This is a genomic window from Photorhabdus heterorhabditis, from assembly GCF_018448905.1.
GTDB lineage: Bacteria > Pseudomonadota > Gammaproteobacteria > Enterobacterales > Enterobacteriaceae > Photorhabdus > Photorhabdus heterorhabditis.
The window spans coordinates 1-17,796 of the sequence record NZ_RCWA01000041.1 but is presented as its reverse complement, the minus strand read 5'-3'; the positions used below and the strand labels follow the sequence as shown (position 1 = coordinate 17,796).

Below are 17,796 nucleotides of genomic sequence, written 5' to 3'. Positions count from 1 at the left end.
GGTATAAAACGGTGCGTGATGCTATGACGACTGCTTACTAGTTTGAATAAAAGGCTGTACGGTGATACCGGCTTGTTGTAGCGTCATTTTCACCTGACGGGCCATTTCTACAGCACCGGGGCTGTCACCATGAACACAGATGGAATCCGCCTGAATGCGTGTAAAGCTGCCATCAATCGCTTCAACACCACCTTCTGTCACCAGTTGCAACATTCGTTGAGCGACCACATTGGCATCATGCAATACCGCCCCTTTTTCCCGCCGAGAAACTAGCGTGCCTTGTGGGGTATAAGCTCTATCGGCAAAAGCTTCGGCAATGGTAGACAAGCCTTTTTCCCTTGCCAGATCCAATATTTTTGAGCCTGCTAACCCAACCAGTGTCAGGCTGGCATCTACTTCACGAATCGCGGTAATAACTGCAAGTGCTTGGTATTCATCATCGGCAATGGTGTTATATAAGGCACCGTGAGGTTTAACGTAACTTACGCGGGTTCCGGCGGCGGCGGCCAGCCCTTTTAGAGCGCCGATTTGATAGATAACATCGGCGGTTAGCTCATTGTTGGCAATATCCATATTACGGCGGCCAAATCCGACAAGATCGGGATAAGACACATGAGCACCAATAACGACCTGATTTTTATGGGCCGCTTTTAGGGTTTGAAGAATTCCGGCGGGATCTCCTGCATGAAATCCACACGCTACATTGGCACTGGTGACAATGCTCAGCATTGCATTATCGTCACCCATCTTCCATTGACCAAAGCCTTCACCAAGATCGCTATTTAAATCGATAGTTTTCATCGTTATTGTCTTCCTCAAGCTGTTTTCAGAAATGAAAAGATAGGTTCTATAGAGATAAACCCCATGTACCAGGTCAGTGCGCAGGTCATTGCTCCCAGCCATAACAACCAGCGCGGGTAGTGATAGCCCTGCATCAGGTCTGCTCGACACCAGCCGACATAAATAAAAATAGTTAGTCCGATAGGGAGGATCAGCCCATTAAAGCCACCGGCAAAAACCAATAGAGCAGCGGGAGGTGTTCCTAAAACAATATAGATCAGGAGGGAGATGGCGATAAATATAATGGTTGCAATATTGCGCTTACGTTCAGTGAATTTTTGACTAAATACGGTAATAAAGGAAATAGAAGTGTAAGCGGCACCGATCACACTGGTGATAGCGGCTGCCCAAAGGATTAAGCCAAAAATACGTAAACCAAATTGCCCGGCTGCGGCCTGAAATGCTTGTGATGCCGGGTTTGCATCTTTGCTGGAAATATCGATTACCACGCCGCTGGCAACTACGCCAAGAATGGCGAGGAACAGGATGTAACGCATCAGGCCAACCACCAGAATACCGTTGGTTGCTGCACGGGAAACTGCCTGAATATTTTCAATTCCGGCAACACCTTTATCCAATAAACGGTGCGCCCCGGCATAACAGATATAACCGCCAACCGTGCCGCCAACAATCGTGGTGATAGTGGCAAAATTAATATTGTCAGGTAAAACGGTTTGCCGTAATGCTTCGCCGAGCGGAGGGTTGGAGACATAAGCAACAAACAATGTCAGGGTGATCATAGCAACGCCCAGAACGATGATAATACGATCGAGGGCAATACCTGCACGTTGGGATGAGAAGATAAAAATAGCCATGATCGCGCTCAATAACCCTCCCCACTTAGGTTCTAGCCCGATTAAGGCATTTAGTCCCAAGCCGGAACCGGCAATATTGCCGATGTTAAAAACCAAGCCACCAAATATCACTAATATTGCCAACAGATAGCCGCTACCGGGTATTGCAGTGTTGGCAATATCCGCAGCCCGCATCCGGGTTAAAATCACAATACGCCAGATGTTCTGTTGTACAAAAAAATCAATCACGATAGACGCCAGAATGCCAAATGCGAAGGATGCGCCCATAGTTGCAGTAAATGTTGCGGTTTGAGTAATAAATCCAGGACCAATTGCAGATGTTGCCATCAGGAAAATGGCTGCGATTAATGATGAGCGTCGAGTCTTCACAAAATTAATGGCTTTCGGTGTCGCCATAGATTGTACTCCTGTGTATGTGTAGTAGAGAAAGGATTAAATGGAGAAATAGGGTAATGATTTATTGATTCTATTTATGGCGCCCCTTCAATTGTAGAAAGAAATATCTTCTACCTGACGGCTATCTCTCAATTTGCAATAACATTGTTTATCCTAGACTCACTTTGCTCAAAATAATCCACGGAATTAGATAATAAAATATGATATAAATCACAAAATAAAACAAAAAATAAAATCATACCTAAATCATTAACGTTGTTTATTAAGTCACTAAAAGTAATACGTTTGTTTTTATTATTTTTAATAAAATGATAAAAGTGTAATTCATTGTTTTTATCCATTTCTTAATCAAAACTCCCATTGAGTTACCGGGTTGATAATCACTCACTTCTGACATAAAAAATGGCTTTTTGAAGCCGACGGATTTTTCAGATTCAGCCGGCGCGAAACTTTAACTTTCCCATTTTTATTAAACTGATATTCAGGTTTTCTTGTTTTTCATTTTCCTGTGTTTGGTTTTTTAGCTTTAAAACCAAAAAGGGTGGTAGATTCGTTAATGGTATTAAGAACAAACCCCACTTCTTTAGTCATCTTTCATGTTGTTAAATGTTTTATACCTGTTATCTTTCAAGTTGCCTCTTTGTTGGCTGCACTCACTTACCCCGGTCACATCGTTCTCTATGACATCGTTATCTCTGCTCCCGGGGATTCGCTCCCTTGCCGTCGCGATCCATCTTGAAATCTATTGGGTATAATATCATCTCATATTTTTGTTATTGGGTTAACGCTGTCATTTTGTCATCTGATTAATCGATTTAAAGTCCGTTTTTACTGATGTTTTCTCTTTCAATATCAGTATCGCATCGGATTTTTTTACTTGCTTTAAAAAATGCTTAATTACTTTTTTTACTTTTGATGATTAAAGTTTTTACCTGTTTTTTCATGGTATGCTTGGCCTCTTTTCCAGCTTTTAAAACCATACTGACAGACAAAAAGCGGATTTTCTTAACACCTGTATTTATCATTGGTGAAAACTTAGCAGTGACAGTCAAAGCGTTAAAAGTCAGCAATATGAAGGATGGTTTATGGATTAAAACCATCCTTTAAGCTGGAAAGAATAACGCCTGCGCAGGAGAAATAGACGTTACGGCATTTAGTTTCTGGCCGTTCCTGCTTTTTTACGGCATCTATCCACATCTTTCAACAATTGGTTGACATGATCATCATCGAACATGATTTCCAATGTGGTATTCAATTTACGTCGCCAGTTAGGGTATTCCATTATCGTGCCTGGAACATTGACAGGTTTATCCATATCCAGCCAATCTTCGGGTTGCAACCCCAGCAGAGAGCAAGTGCTATGAGAAATATAACGATGTAATCCCTGATTTATCGCGGGTGACATTGCTACTTCTTTTGCAATGTGGCCGATGTGTTCGGGGATATAGCTGTAGCGATGTAAGCCTTCTAATAACCCTTGTTTGCTGGCGTGACGTTCGGTATATAACTCTTGAAGCAGGTCTTTATCTGGGTATAACTTGAGAGATTCCCCAAGTGTCAAATCGTCGCTTTGCCAGAATCCACGCAAAGTAGGTAAATCATGAGTGGTTATGGTCGCCATTGCTTGTGTCGGGTAATTCTCAGGTGCGCGGTATTCCCCATTGTCATGACGCTCAAAGTAGAACACTTTATAAGAATAAACGCCGCTGTCGCGCAATTTGCCCACAATTTCTTCCGGCACGATACCCAAGTCTTCGCCAATGATCATACAGCGATGGCGTTGACTTTCCAGAGCCAGAATTGCCATCAGATCATCAACTGGGTAGTGTACATATGCCCCTTTGTCAGCAGTTTCACCATAGGGAATCCACCAAAGCCTGAGCATCGACATAACATGGTCAATGCGTAGCGCGCCGCAGTAGGTCATATTTGTGCGTAGCAAATTAATGAAAGGTTGGTAAGACTGGGTTTGCAAAACATGAGGATTCATCGGGGGTAGGCCCCAGTTTTGACCCAGTGGTCCCAGAGCATCTGGTGGCGCTCCCACGGATGCTTTGGTGCAGTAGACAGCCCGATTGCACCAGGTTTCTGCTCCTCCTTCGGCTACGCCAACGGCCAAATCGCGGTAAAGTCCAATCGGCATTTCACTTGCTTGGCTCTGTGCAAAGCAGTCTGCCAGTTGAGTATCGGCCAGCCACTGTAGCCAGAGAAAGAATCCCACTTCCTGCGCATGAGACTGGCAAAACGCTTGTACGGCTTCGTTGTGTGGGTTGTTGTACTTTTCCGGCCACGCTGGCCAGCCCCAACAGGCACTATCTTTAGCGTATAGCTGGTAGTGCAGGGCATCATAGACTCCCTGATAATAAAGACATTTTCCGCCTTGAATAATAAATTGGCGAAAGGACCCCTGCTGAGAATCAAGTTCTGGACGGGTATTGAACTGTTGATATGCCAGACGCAGCGCTGCTATCTTCAACGCCATAACGGTGGTGTAATCCACCCATTCCGTGTTGCGGGCATGTCGTAACATGTTCTGTGTTGTTTGTGTTTGCCACCATCTCTGTGCTTCTTCACTACATTTAAAATCCTCAACCTGATTAACATCAATATAAATGATATTGAGCCAATTGCGTGAAGAAGGACTGTAGGGACTGGCGCTTTCTGGCATGGCTGGATGCAGGGCATGCAACGGATTCAGCCCGATGAAGGAACCACCTCGTGTCGCGACTTCTTTTAGCATATATTTCAGGTCGCCAAAATCCCCGATTCCCCAATTGGTTTCTGAACGCAGAGTATAGAGTTGTACGCAGGCACCCCAGAGTTTTTCTCCCTTTAATAGGGAATCTGGCTCATAACAGCGTTTTGGGGCCACGATAATCTGCATAGACCAACATTGGCTTCCTTGCGTCAGAGTGAGGTGATGGTATCCCAGAGCAAGGGTATTAGGGAGTGTCAGTTTATGGCTGCAATGCCCCTGAAACTCTTCCCCTTGTTCTGTTTGTATCTGCCATTGGTAGTGTTCTTTGTCTTTCAGGGTGACAGTGAAGTCTTGACCTTGAGTAAAAACTTTTACTGTCGGAATGGGAGAAACCGGCGCACTGGTCGGTTTGTTTACACTTATAGCCTCCAGCAAGCGATGACGGGTTTCCGTTGGAATCGCTTGTGGCTTTCCATAAGCATTAATATAGCTGGCGACAATGCCAGCCTCGGTCGCTAAATGATCGAGGCTTTTCTCCTCCATGATTTTTCCTTATCTCTTTGCTTGCCAGATACGTTGCTGATAATCACGGATTGTTCGGTCAGAGCTGAACATGCCCATCCGAGCAGTATTCAGAATAGCGCTACGTGTCCAGCTTTTAGTGTCGCGGTACAAGGTATCGATCCGTTTATGCGCCTCGCAGTATGAGGCAAAATCGGCCAGTACCAGATAAGGGTCGCCTCCATCAATTAGGCTGTGTAATAGCATGTCAAATGCGTGTTTATCGCTGTAGCTGAATTCCCCATTAGCCAGCGATTTGAGTATGTTGTCTAAGTGCTGATTTTCCTGAAGTAACTTCAATGGATCGTAACCGGTAGCTTTCAACGCTTTCACTTCTTCTACGGTGTGCCCGAAGATGAAAATGTTGTCGTCTCCTACCTGTTCGGCAATTTCAACATTTGCTCCGTCTAATGTACCAATAGTCAATGCTCCATTCAGTGCCAGTTTCATGTTGCCAGTACCGGAAGCTTCTTTGCCGGCAGTGGAGATTTGTTCTGAAACGTCAGCTGCTGGGATCATCAGCTCTGCGACGGAAACTTTGTAATCGGGGATGAAGGCGATCTTGATGCGATCCTGGACAATCGGATCGTTGTTAATTTTTTCTGCGGCTTGATTGATCGCAGAGATAATATTTTTTGCCAGATAGTAACCTGGCGCTGCTTTTGCACCGAACAGGAACACACGTGGCACGATATCCAAAGATGGATTTTCTTGAATTTGTTTATAGAGTGACAGGATGTGTAGAAGGTTCAGATGCTGACGTTTATATTCGTGCAACCGTTTAATTTGTATATCAAAAATGGCATTCGGGTCTAGCTTAAGCCCCATCACTTTATTCACATAATTGGACAGACGGACCTTGTTGTCCCGCTTGATTGCCCGGTACTCGTCACAAAAAGCAGAGTCATCTGCATAGGGTTCAAGTAATGTAAGCATATCTAGGTCGTTAATCCATTCACGGTTAAGTGTACGATCAATCAGTCCCGACAGCGCAGGATTACATTGCTTGAGCCAACGACGTGGTGTAACGCCATTCGTTACGTTATGAAACTTGTTTGGCCACAGTTGATGATATTCTGGGAAAAGATCTTTAACCACCAGCGCTGAGTGTAGTGCAGCGACCCCGTTCACGGCAGAGCAAGCGACGACACAAAGATTAGCCATTCGCACCTGATGGTTATAATGTACCGCTAATTTTTCCCATATTGCTTGATTGTCTGGCCAGGTTTGTTCCACTTGCTTTTTGAAGCGAAGGTTGATTTCTTGAATAATGCTGTAATGGCGCGGTAGCAAATGACTCACCAGATGCTCGTCCCAACATTCCAGACCTTCTGGCATCAGGGTGTGGTTGGTATAGGCGAAAGTATGGCTAGTTATCTCCCATGCCGTTTCCCAACTCATCTGGTGTTTATCCAGTAGGATACGCATCATTTCAGGAATGGCAATTGTTGGATGGGTGTCGTTAAGCTGGATAACTTCATATTTAGGTAGATCTTCTATTTTGCGGCCTGCCAGATGATGGCGGCGCAGAATATCTGCTACAGAGCAGGCACACTGGAAATACTGTTGCATTAAGCGCAGACGCTTGCCGTCTTGATGATTATCATTCGGGTAGAGAACTTTCGTCAGCTTGGCGGCCTCAACACCTTGCTGTTCCGCTTTCAGGAACTGCCCGTCGTTGAATTGGGAGAGATCAAATGGAGAGGCATGTGTTGCTTGCCACAGGCGCAGTGGTTGGGTAACGTTGTTGCGGTAACCAATAATCGGTAGATCCCAGGCTTGCCCAATTAAGGTAAATTCAGGAATCCAGGTTTCGCGCCCATCAGCGGTTTTAACGACGTTGCCACCAATATTAACTTCAACATCCAACTGGGCATTGTGGCGGAACCAAGGATAGGATTCTCTCTCCCAGTTGTCTGGTTTTTCAATCTGCTGTCCTTGCTCAAAAGATTGGCGGAATAGGCCGTATTGATAATTCAGACCATAACCCATTGCTGGCTGATTAACCGTTGCCATAGAGTCGAGAAAACAGGCGGCAAGTCGTCCTAGTCCGCCGTTGCCTAATGCGGGGTCTGTTTCCTGTTCCAGAAGATCGCTCAGGACGATATTTTCTTCTGCCAAGTAATCCTGAATGTCTTCATACCAACCAAGGTTAAGCAGATTGTTTGCGGTCAAACGACCAATCAGAAACTCCATAGAGATGTAGTTCACATGGCGTTGTTGGTCGGAATGATTGATGACAGGGCATGCAGGCAACAGCTCTGACAGGGCCGTACTAACGGCTTGCCACCACTGATGCTGAGTCATTTCCTGTGCTGAACCGAGGCCAAAGCGCTGCCATTGACGTGTCAGCGCAGCTTGAAACTGGGCTTTATCTAATCTGGACTGTTGCATGGAGTCTTCATCCTGTAGCTGAAAAGGAAAATTTAGGCACTATGCTGAATGCTCTCAGGATCTAAGGCATCATCCTGGAGAGGTATTAGTCAGGGAGGAGTAAAAGGGCGTAGCGTAGTCAGTAATCATATTTTGCTTCATTTTTTCGTCTATTAAATCCACTTTCTGCCTAGGGAGCTATGCGTTAATTTGCTAGTCGCTTCCACAACTTATCTGTGGAAAATGGAATTTGCTGTTCAAGAATGTGATAGGGCGCGCAACTTAATACTATGGAGGGCGCAAACCTGTTTGCAAAGGCTGTGTATTTCACTAAATTTGGTTGGGCTGATTAATGGCATTATTACGAGCCGTGAAATAAATTATCTCATAATCATTACACACGGTTTCAGCACAAGGTTTTACTTATTGCTTCTTATTGGGCACGGAAATCAATGCTTATCCCATCAAAACTGAGTCGACCTGTTCGTCTGAATAATACGGTCTTGCGTAAGCGTCTGTTAATCAGACTGAATGAGTCGTCTAGCTATCGTCTTGTGCTAATAACTAGTCCCGCTGGTTACGGCAAAACTACATTAGTCTCTCAGTGGGCGGCCGGACAGGATAATCTGGGATGGTATTCTTTGGATGAAAGTGATAACCAACAGGAACGTTTTGCTAGTTATCTTATCGCTGCGTTACAACAAGCTACGCAGGGGCACTGCGTCAAAAGTGAAGTGCTGGCCCAAAAACACCAATATGCCAATTTACCTGCTCTCTTTGCGCAATTGTTTATTGAACTCAATGAGTGGCGGCGTCCGATTTTTCTGGTGATTGATGATTATCATCTGATTATGAATAACGTTATTCATGAGGCCATGAGGTTTTTCCTACGTCATCAGCCTGAGAATCTGACTTTAACGATCTTATCGCGTAATTTGCCTGTTCTTGGAATTGCCAATCTGCGCGTGCGTGAGCAGTTGCTAGAAATCGACAGTCAGCAACTGGCTTTTGACCATCAAGAAACTCAGCAATTTTTTGACAAGCGTTTGACTACATCACTTGGCGCCGATGACTGTAAACGTCTATGCAACGAAGTGGCTGGTTGGGCAACGGCGCTTCAACTTATTGCTCTTTCAGCGCGGCAGTCATGTGATGCTGCTGAACTGTCAGCTAAGCGCTTGTCGGGCATTAACGCCAGCCATCTTTCCGACTATTTGGTAGATGAAGTACTGAATCAGGTCGATGAGTCAACGCGTGAGTTTTTGTTGCGTAGCTCTATCTTGCGCTCTATGAATGATGGCTTGATTGTTCGCCTTACCGGTGAAGAGAATGGTCAGCAACGTCTCGAAGAAACCGAACGTCAGGGGCTGTTTATCCAACGGATGGATGACTCTGGCGAATGGTTTCGCTTTCATCCTCTTTTTGCCTCATTTTTACGTCAACGCTGTCAGTGGGAAATGGCGTTGCAATTGTCGGAGTTGCATCGTGCTGCCGCAGAAGGTTGGTTGGTTCAGGGATATCCGGGTGAGGCTATTCATCATGCGCTGGCTGCGGGCGATACTGCCATGTTACGTGATATTTTGTTGCGACATGCTTGGGCGTTGTTTAACCACAGTGAGCTATCTCTGCTGGAAGAGTGCATGAATGCGCTGCCTTATGAGCAATTGTTGGAGAGTCCGCGTCTGGTGTTGCTTCAGGCTTGGCTGGCTCAAAGCCAGCACCGTTACTCAGAAGTCAATACACTGTTGAACCAGGCGGAACAGGCACTGCAACAGAAACAAATTGCTATTGAGCCGGATCTATTGGCTGAGTTCGACGCTCTGCGGGCTCAGGTGGCGATCAATAGTGGCAAGCCGGAGGTGGCTGATAAGCTGGCAAAAAAAGCCTTGGCGACACTGCTTCCTCAGAATGAATACAGTCGTATTGTTGCGACCTCAGTGGAAGGTGAAGTATTACATTGTAGAGGTGAACTGGCTGACGCGTTGATGCGAATGCAACAAACTGAGCAGCTCGCACGCTGCTGCCACGTTCACCACTATACTTTGTGGGCACTTTTACAGCAAAGTGAGATTTTACTGGCCCAGGGGTATTTGCAGACGGCTTATGAAACGCAGAACAAGGCATTTGAATTGATTCGGGAACAGCATCTGGAACAGCTTCCGATGCATGAATTCCTGTTACGTATCCGCTCACAACTTTTGTGGTGCTGGTCCCGTCTTGATGAAGCCGAAGAGGCAGCACGTCGTGGTTTGGACGTGTTGGCTAACTTCCAACCTCAACAGCAGTTACAGTGCTTAACACAACTGGCTAAATGTTCTTTGACCCGAGGAGATATTGATAATGCCCGGCGTTATCTGGCCCGTTGTGAAAACTTATTGAATAATGGGCAATATCACAGAGACTGGCGAACAAATACTGACAAACTACGAGTCATTATTTGGCAGAGTATGGAAGATAAAAGCGCCGCTATTCGGTGGTTGGCACAGACCGAGCGACCAGAAAGTGTGAATAACCATTTTAATCAGGGTCAGTGGCGTAATATTGCCCGTACTCAGATCCTGCTTGGTTTGTATGATGAAGCCGAACCCATTTTGGATACACTGAATCAGCATGCCAGGAAATTGCAACTAATAAGCGATCTGAACCGAAATCTACTGTTATGTAATTTGCTTTACTGGCACACCGAGCGAAAAGGTGAAGCGCAGAGCGTTCTGATAGAAGCATTAGCTCTGGCTAACCGTACAGGATTTGTCAGCCATTTTGTGATTGAAGGTGAGTTGATGGCCCAGCAGTTACGCCAGCTTATTCAACTCAATACTCTGTCTGAACTGGAGTTGCATCGGGCGCAGCGTATTCTACGGGATATCAACCGTCAACATCGCCACAAATTTGCCCATTTTGACGAAAATTTTGTCACACAGTTGCTGACACATCCTGATGTTCCAGAACTTATTCGCAATAGTCCACTTACTCAGCGTGAGTGGCAGGTCCTGGGGCTGATTTATTCAGGTTACAGCAATGATCAGATTGCTGCGGAGTTGGATGTAGCAACGACAACCATCAAGACCCATATACGGAATCTGTATCAGAAGTTGGGGATTGCGAATCGCCAGGAGGCGATTCAGCAAGCTCAGCAACTGATGCAGATGATGGGGTTAGGTGTGTGACTCGTCACGGAACATGATTTATGAAGGGCGCAGCCGATAAGAATAGCTTACTTGGTGTGTTTTCTTCTTCCATTTTCCCAGTCATTCCGGTGTACAAAATCATTTCTCGGAGTCATTTCTGTGCGATAGATGTTAGGACTTTAGAGAGACGGTTTGTCCCTTAAGGCTACGATTGAGTGAACGTGTTGATAGAGCCAACAAGGCACCTAGTAGCATCACCAGCATCAGAGACTGTTTAGGGGAAAATGGTAGCATCATCGCTATCAACGAGATGATGGAGCCAATAGCCATTTGGATGAATCCTACTAATGCAGAAGCTATTCCCGCCTCGTCAGAATAAGGTTCCAGTGCATAGCTAGTCGCGGGTCCCATAACAAACGCGAGACCTGCGCAAGCGAAAGCAACCGGTAACATATAACTTAACCAGTGTTGGTTGACCATGTTTGGCAGCAGGTATATTCCTGAGAACAGAGATAGGCTGCCCAGTGCTATCAGAATTGAACCTAACAGCAAGCAGAAAGGGCGGCCAGCTCGATGAATGATTTTATTGGCAATTAGGAATGCGATCATAGTCCAGAGTCCGTTGCCACCAAAAATCAATGAGAATATGAGTGGTGAGATATGGCTTTCGGTCATTAGCACTGTTGGCGCAAATGAAATGTAAGTAATCACTATTCCCATGACAACAGCGTTGACTAGTGCAAAATGCATAAATCGAGTATTGCTGAGAATTTGATAATATTGTTTTAGTGGAAGCCCATGAATTTGCTTGGTGTTTGCAGGGCGCGTTTCTGGCAGCCAGGTAGCAATAATAAACAATACAATAACGGAGTAGCAGACCAGAGACCAGAATGGTGCCCGCCAATTAAAAATTTCAGCTAAAAGACCACCGAGCAATGGAGCGAAAGCAGGAACAATATTCAACGTACTGTTAAGAAAACCGTAAGCTTTAGCGGCTTCGTCACCGTTCAGACGGTCGCGTACACCGCTGATGCAGACGATGCTGGTACAACAGACAGCACATCCTTGAATAATCCGCGCAGCGATAAAGACTTCGGAATGGGTTGAAAGTGCTGCGATCATAGAACCGAGGATGTATAAAGTGATACCCATTAAGGCAACAGGCCGACGGCCAAATTTGTCCACCAGTGGTCCGGCGATTAATTGCCCCAGCCCCATGATCAACAGAAATAAAGAAATCGTCGATTGAATAACTTCATTATTAACTTGAAAATCTTCAGCGATAGCAGGAATTGTAGGTAAAAACAGATCGATACCTAGTGGCCCAAAAAGTACCAGACTAAGTAGTAGTAGAATGTAATTTCGCATGTGTATTCTTTTGATATTTCAATAAATAGTGGTGGTTTTATTGGCAAATAGGCTCAGTGGAATGCATTCTTTAGCACGACCAAAGATCTTGGATATACCACACTATTGGCAAGTTATTTCAAGTTAGCGATAGGTATGTTCAAGGATCACGTACGGTACTGAACCCTTTACTTTTTTTGAGTCTGAACTTTATACGAGCTATTCTCCGGTGTAAACCAACTAGCTCGTGTGGGTATTTTTATATCGGTCGAGAGTCTGGCTATCTTCAGATAAAAAAGCACACCGTTTCTGACAAATCAGAAATGATCAGGAATCTTTTAGTACATATCATCATCTATCAGAGAATAGTCTCAGGTCATAAAATGCCCTTATCGCCTCAGCAGAGCCGTAAGATGGAAAATCTTTGGCACAGTTTCACAGGATTTTAAACATAATTTCTTGTCACTAACCCTATGAATCAGCAGTTCTGCTTGTAATTGACAATTCATTCAAAACAATAATGTATTTTATATAAAATACTTTAATTTTTTAAATGTTTTTTGGGTGTTTGTGGGTTTTTTGTTGATCTAAATTAATTTTAAGTCAATATTCTCTTACCTGTTCAAGATTATTGTGCTTTCTTATAGTTAGAAATGGTTAATTAAGGTATGACATCATGGAAAATGGAAAACGGTTTGAAGATATACTTTCTCGCTTTGTTGGAAACGGTCCTTATCTAGAAATAGATGGTGAAAAATATATTGATGCGGCTTCGGGAACATTTAACCTTCCACTTGGGTACACTAATCGCAGAATAACGGAAAAATTAAAACAGCAAATCGATAGATGTACACATCTAAGTTCTGCGTATACTCATGAAATGTCCCAATATATTTTGGAAAAATTAGTTAAACATACTCCTGAAGGCATTAATAAGATATGGTTGCGTGATGTTTCCGGTTCTGGTGCGGTTGAGTGTGCAATTCGTATTGCTCAAAAAGCGACAGGTCGGTCAGGGGTTATCTCCTTCTTTCTGGCTCATCATGGTCAATCCTTAGCCACAGCACAAATTTCTGGTAATGCTTTTAGAATTAAAGATTTCCATGTCAATATTGATGGTTCTTTAAAAGTTCCGACTCCTGCCAGTGTAATGTCTGAATTGGGGCCGAACACAGAGACAAATCAGTATTTTGACTTGGAACAATTTATCCAATTAGGGTCAAATGACAATATTGCCTGCTTAATCATTGAGCCTATCCAGGGAAATGGCGGAAATATCGTTTTTCCTGTCGATTTTTACCGTAAGATCAGAGAGATCTGCCATAAACATAATATTATTATTATCGCAGATGAAGTGCAGACTGGGTTTGGACGCACAGGGACATTTTTCGCCTCAACCGGTTATGCTAAAGAGCTACAACCAGATATTATTGTTTTCGCTAAGGGGGCTGGTGGTATAGGTATTCCTACCGGTGGTGTGCTGATGCGCAGTTCATTGGATGTCTTGGAATCATTCGAACATTCTAGTACATCAGGTGCTAATCCCCTTTCATTAACGGCTCTCAACGAAGTTATCGATATTATTGAAGACGAACATATTCTGGAGAATGTGCAGCGTAACGAAGCTTATTTGCGTGATGGTTTATTAGCATTACAACATAAATACCCAGAAATTACTGGTGTCAGGGGAATTGGTTATATGTTTGGCTTTGATACGCCATCACCGGAATTTGCAGCACAAGCGATTGCAATAGCGAATTCTCATAACTTGATTATCCGCGGTTCTCGTTATGGCAAAGGCCGTGCACTTAAAGTTCGTCCGCCGTTAATTTGTACTGAGGCACATTTAAACGAAATTCTGCATAAACTTGATCTGACTTTCACTGATCTGACTTTAGGGATGCTAGATAACAAGGAGGTAGCATAATGAAAGCACTTAAATTTAATCGCGTGTGGGATGTTGAAATTCGGGATGTTGAACCGTTACGCTGTGTTGAGCCTGATGATGTTGTCGTTGATATTGCGGTGTGTGGTGTTTGTGGTACAGATGTTGGGATTATCACTGGATCTTATCCTGTTGCCATTCCGGGAACCACTCTGGGTCATGAAACAACGGGTGTGGTCGCGCAAATAGGAAAGAGCGTGACTCGTTTTAATGTGGGTGACCGTGTTGTCATCAACCCAACCTATTCCTGTGGACACTGTCGGATGTGTGAGACAGGAAACCTAAATCATTGTGAGAAGAAATTGGGAACCGAAGCTGGAGTTTCCTATGACGGGGCATTTGCTGAGCAGTATCTGGCTAAAGAGAGTGCCCTGATAAAACTGGATGATCATGTCAGTATGGAAGAGGCATCTCTGACTGAACCACTTAGCTGTACATTGACTGGTGTTGACAAGCTGGCGATTACTCACACTAATATTCGTGCAGCGGTCACTGGGGCAGGCCCAATGGGGATGCTCTATATTTGGGCTTTACACGCCAGAGGTGTTAAGGCTTTCATGGTCGAGAAAAACGAAAGTCGTGTTCAGTTTGCCAGAGAAAATTTGCCGCCAGAATGTGAGCTGTATACTGATTTTGATGAAGCTTTAACACAACAATATGGTGACAAATCGGCGCTTATCGATCTATGTGTGGATACTACCGGTCAGTTGACTGAATATGTTTTCGAACATTTGGCACCCGGAGGGAAATTGTTGAATGTTGCACTTAAAGATAAACATGCCAATCTTGATATCCTTAAAATTGCCGATAAGAGCCTTTCTGTGATTGGTTCCATCGATTCTTTGAATAACAGTTTTGAGCGTGCTTATACCATGATCCGTGATGGTGTTATTCCCGCCGGTCGTCTGGTCAGCCAAGTTTTTGATTTTAATGATTACTTGCAGGCTTTTCTCACTGTGGGTTGTGATATTGCGCGCAAAAGCCAAAAACCACTGTTTACTCCGAACTGTAAAGTGCTTATTCGTATTTCCGATCTAAAATAATGGAATGTTTCACATGGATAGATTTAATGTGATTTTTGATATTGATGGAGTCATTGTTGACAGTGAACAGCTGCACTTTGATGTTCTTTGTGATTTGGCTCCTGATTACACAAAGCATGTACAACCCCAGCAACTAATTGGCCTGAGTTTAGCGGAAACGCTGGATTACATTGGGGTTCCAGCTCAGCAACAGAAAGCGATCACCACGCAAATTGTTGCTGTTTATAAGGATAAGCTGTCTCTAAGTTATCTTCGTCCGGGAATTTCTGAGCTGATATCGGTTTTACAACAGCACAATATCCCTTTTGGCTTTGTCTCTACTGCGCCGCGGGAAGTATGCCAGGCTAATATTGGATTATTGGAGCTGCACGAAAGCCCGGCTTTGATCTCTGGCGACGATGTTGTGAGAACGAAACCTCATCCCGATCCTTATCTTGCTATGTTGAAATTGAAGTCTATGGATGTTCATCAGACATTAGTAATTGAGGATACAGATTTAGGGATTACAGCAGCAACACAGGCGGGTATTCCCTATGTGTATGCCTGGCCTCATGCGTTATCTGTTGCAGAGCAATATCAGCAAGCAACCCGTGTTATTGGGGCGCTGACAGATATCCCCCAATTTTCTAAGATTAATTTGGCGTAACTTAATGCCCTCCATTATTAGTCATATCGGAGGGCATTTTATTTACATAGAAGGAACATGAGTTGTCTGATCAGAATATTATCTCTTTGGTAAAACAACCCATCATGGCGACACGCGCCGCTTTTTTTATTGCTGGTTTTAGCCTTGCAAGTTGGGCTCCCCTCATTCCTTTAGCTAAAGAACGTCTGCAACTTGATAATGGTGCTATGGGGCTTCTGATGCTGGCTTTCGGTATTGGTTCCTTCATTATGATGCCGATGGCTGGAATGTTAGCAGCACGTTTCGGATGCCGACAAATTTTCACTTTATGTACTTTGTTGGTGTTAGTGATGTTGCCAGGGCTAAGCGTATTACCTACACCGCTGACGCTGGCTTGCGCTCTATTTATCTTTGGTGCTGGCATTGGTGCAATGGATGTCGTAGTAAATATCCATGCTGTTATGGTTGAGAAAATGGCCCAGCGGCCAATCATGTCTGGTTTTCATGCATTGTTCAGTCTGGGGGGAATAGCTGGTGCTGGCTCGGTTAGTACATTATTGTATCTGGGAGTATCACCTTTTCAGGTGACGATCATAGTGGTGCTACTTATTATTCTTTTGCTGCTGCCTGCATGGAGTGGATTATTGAACGAAGCAGAATCGGGTAATACACCATTCTTTGCTGTACCCCGTGGAATCGTTATTTTATTGGGTTTTCTCTGTTTTGTTGCCTATATTATGGAAGGATCAATGCTGGATTGGAGCGGTATATTATTAACCAGCGTGCATAATATTAGCAGCCATCAGGCCGGGATAGGTTATACCCTTTTTGCTATTGCTATGACATCCGGTCGCCTTTTAGGCGATAAAATCATTGCCCTTTATGGACACCGACGAGTTTTTATCAGCAGTGCTGTATTGGCTACTTCTGGATTTATCCTTATTTATTCAGCATCAACTGTAATGATATTAGGGCTTTCCTTCCTGATGATAGGTGCCGGATTATCCAATATTGCGCCGATGCTTTTTACCGCTTCTGGTCAACAGAAAATTATGCCTGATTCGTTAGCGGTTGCCGCAGTTTCTACAATGGGATATTCAGGGATCTTGTTGGGACCTGCAATTATTGGTGGGTTAGCACATATTGTGACATTACATGGTGCTTTTGCTTGTGTTGCTTTACTCTCTATTTCCTTATTTGCAGGAAATAAATTGATTAATTCAAGTGGAAGAGAATAGAGGAAGTTCCTATGGGTTTATCACAATATCATTGGCTTAATGAACCATCTGATTGGCAATGTGGAAGTGATTGGCTTAATGTCACCACAGATCATAAGACCGACTTTTGGCAGCAAACATGGTATGGCTTTGAACGTCATAATGGTCATGTTTTTGGGCGTTATGTTGAGGATGATTTCACTTTTCAACTCTGTATTGAAGGCTGTTTTGAACATTTATACGATCAAGCGGGAGTCATGCTATTAGTCGATGAGAAACATTGGCTGAAAGGGGGAATTGAATATTCTGATGGTCAGGCCACGATTGGTAGTGTATTGACACGTAACCATTCTGATTGGTCTATGGGAGTATTCCCCGGTAATTGCAATAAATTCTGGTTACGCCTGACCTGTGAAGAAGGGTATTTAAGGCTTCAATATTCTGTTGATGGTTTACTATGGCCACTATTAAGACTATCTCCTTTTTTTGAGGGTAAACAACGTGTCTTCGTTGGCGCAATGTGTTGTTCTCCAGAACGACACGGATTACAAGTGCGATTTTCTGATTTCAGGCTTACACCGCCAATAAAAAAACCGTTGCATGATTTAAGTTAGATGGGGTTTATCTCTACTGGGACAGGTGTTTAAAACACCCGAAGCAATGTGCTTCGGGTGTGATATATGTGCGCCGGGCATGGCGCGTAGCGCCGTGACAGGCGCTGTTCTTTAGCTGTGGTGGCCAAAGAGCGACTAAGAGGTGAAAGTCCTCCACACACCCGGTGAGGGGAAGTGTTAGCTGAACGGCAAGG

General features: G+C 44.2%; 12 protein-coding genes. 6 read left to right on the top strand and 6 right to left on the bottom strand.

The features are described 5' to 3' along the window. Positions 1–21 precede the first annotated feature (21 nt). The 5 genes from EAE89_RS19045 to malP form a co-directional block, all read right to left on the bottom strand. The gene (locus tag EAE89_RS19045; RefSeq protein WP_054477853.1) at positions 22–801 is read right to left on the bottom strand and encodes a LamB/YcsF family protein; all 780 of its coding nucleotides are present in this window, start codon (positions 799–801) and stop codon (positions 22–24) included. Positions 802–815: 14 nt separating this feature from the next. After that, entirely contained in the window at positions 816–2,051 is a 1,236-nt protein-coding gene (locus tag EAE89_RS19040) for an NRAMP family divalent metal transporter (RefSeq protein ID WP_054477856.1), read from the bottom strand. Between the two features lie 128 nt (positions 2,052–2,179). After that, positions 2,180–2,392 carry a hypothetical protein gene (locus EAE89_RS19035; protein ID WP_054477858.1) on the bottom strand — a complete coding sequence of 71 codons (213 nt, stop codon included), beginning with the start codon at positions 2,390–2,392 and terminating at the stop codon, positions 2,180–2,182. Positions 2,393–3,204: 812 nt separating this feature from the next. Next, on the bottom strand, positions 3,205–5,292 hold the full coding sequence (gene malQ / locus EAE89_RS19030) for a 4-alpha-glucanotransferase (protein WP_214086414.1): 2,088 nt from the start codon (positions 5,290–5,292) through the stop codon (positions 3,205–3,207). A 9-nt stretch (positions 5,293–5,301) separates the two neighbouring features. Further along, positions 5,302–7,704, bottom strand: a complete 2,403-nt coding sequence (gene malP / locus EAE89_RS19025) for a maltodextrin phosphorylase (protein WP_214086413.1) — start codon at positions 7,702–7,704, stop codon at positions 5,302–5,304. Between the two features lie 431 nt (positions 7,705–8,135). Between malP and malT the strand changes: the two genes are divergently transcribed. Then, entirely contained in the window at positions 8,136–10,850 is a 2,715-nt protein-coding gene (gene malT / locus EAE89_RS19020; protein ID WP_214086412.1) for an HTH-type transcriptional regulator MalT, read from the top strand. A 132-nt stretch (positions 10,851–10,982) separates the two neighbouring features. Here malT and EAE89_RS19015 read toward each other — a convergent pair whose 3' ends face one another. Next, positions 10,983–12,179 carry a multidrug effflux MFS transporter gene (locus EAE89_RS19015; protein WP_214086411.1) on the bottom strand — a complete coding sequence of 399 codons (1,197 nt, stop codon included), beginning with the start codon at positions 12,177–12,179 and terminating at the stop codon, positions 10,983–10,985. A gap of 655 nt (positions 12,180–12,834) precedes the next feature. On the opposite strand from EAE89_RS19015, the gene EAE89_RS19010 reads away from it, so the two are divergent. The 5 genes from EAE89_RS19010 (at position 12,835) to EAE89_RS18990 (ending at position 17,602) form a co-directional block, all read left to right on the top strand. Further along, positions 12,835–14,085, top strand: coding sequence for a class-III pyridoxal-phosphate-dependent aminotransferase (locus EAE89_RS19010; RefSeq protein WP_054477872.1), 1,251 nt, complete (start codon positions 12,835–12,837; stop codon positions 14,083–14,085). After that, a complete protein-coding gene (locus EAE89_RS19005) occupies positions 14,085–15,146 on the top strand; it encodes a zinc-dependent alcohol dehydrogenase (protein WP_054477874.1) in 1,062 nt (353 codons plus the stop codon). Before EAE89_RS19010 ends, EAE89_RS19005 begins: the two co-directional genes overlap by 1 nt. Positions 15,147–15,159: 13 nt before the next feature. Next, complete coding sequence (locus tag EAE89_RS19000) at positions 15,160–15,792, top strand: HAD family hydrolase (RefSeq protein ID WP_054477877.1); 633 nt, start codon at positions 15,160–15,162, stop codon at positions 15,790–15,792. A gap of 62 nt (positions 15,793–15,854) precedes the next feature. After that, on the top strand, positions 15,855–17,009 hold the full coding sequence (locus EAE89_RS18995; RefSeq protein WP_214086410.1) for an MFS transporter: 1,155 nt from the start codon (positions 15,855–15,857) through the stop codon (positions 17,007–17,009). 11 nt (positions 17,010–17,020) lie between these two features. After that, positions 17,021–17,602: a DUF1349 domain-containing protein gene (locus tag EAE89_RS18990; RefSeq protein ID WP_054477882.1), complete on the top strand. Its 582-nt coding sequence runs from the start codon at positions 17,021–17,023 to the stop codon at positions 17,600–17,602. Positions 17,603–17,796 lie beyond the last annotated feature (194 nt).

What these genes read in the sequence shown, in the direction of transcription:
- EAE89_RS19010 (WP_054477872.1), top strand. Translation starts at nt 12,835, where the DNA reads ATGGAAAATGGAAAACGGTTTGAAGATATACTTTCTCGCTTTGTTGGA.
- EAE89_RS19040 (WP_054477856.1), bottom strand. Translation starts at nt 2,051, where the DNA reads ATGGCGACACCGAAAGCCATTAATTTTGTGAAGACTCGACGCTCATCA.
- malQ (WP_214086414.1), bottom strand. Translation starts at nt 5,292, where the DNA reads ATGGAGGAGAAAAGCCTCGATCATTTAGCGACCGAGGCTGGCATTGTC.
- EAE89_RS19015 (WP_214086411.1), bottom strand. Translation starts at nt 12,179, where the DNA reads ATGCGAAATTACATTCTACTACTACTTAGTCTGGTACTTTTTGGGCCA.
- EAE89_RS19045 (WP_054477853.1), bottom strand. Translation starts at nt 801, where the DNA reads ATGAAAACTATCGATTTAAATAGCGATCTTGGTGAAGGCTTTGGTCAA.
- EAE89_RS19005 (WP_054477874.1), top strand. Translation starts at nt 14,085, where the DNA reads ATGAAAGCACTTAAATTTAATCGCGTGTGGGATGTTGAAATTCGGGAT.
- malT (WP_214086412.1), top strand. Translation starts at nt 8,136, where the DNA reads ATGCTTATCCCATCAAAACTGAGTCGACCTGTTCGTCTGAATAATACG.
- EAE89_RS18990 (WP_054477882.1), top strand. Translation starts at nt 17,021, where the DNA reads ATGGGTTTATCACAATATCATTGGCTTAATGAACCATCTGATTGGCAA.
- malP (WP_214086413.1), bottom strand. Translation starts at nt 7,704, where the DNA reads ATGCAACAGTCCAGATTAGATAAAGCCCAGTTTCAAGCTGCGCTGACA.
- EAE89_RS19035 (WP_054477858.1), bottom strand. Translation starts at nt 2,392, where the DNA reads ATGGATAAAAACAATGAATTACACTTTTATCATTTTATTAAAAATAAT.
- EAE89_RS19000 (WP_054477877.1), top strand. Translation starts at nt 15,160, where the DNA reads ATGGATAGATTTAATGTGATTTTTGATATTGATGGAGTCATTGTTGAC.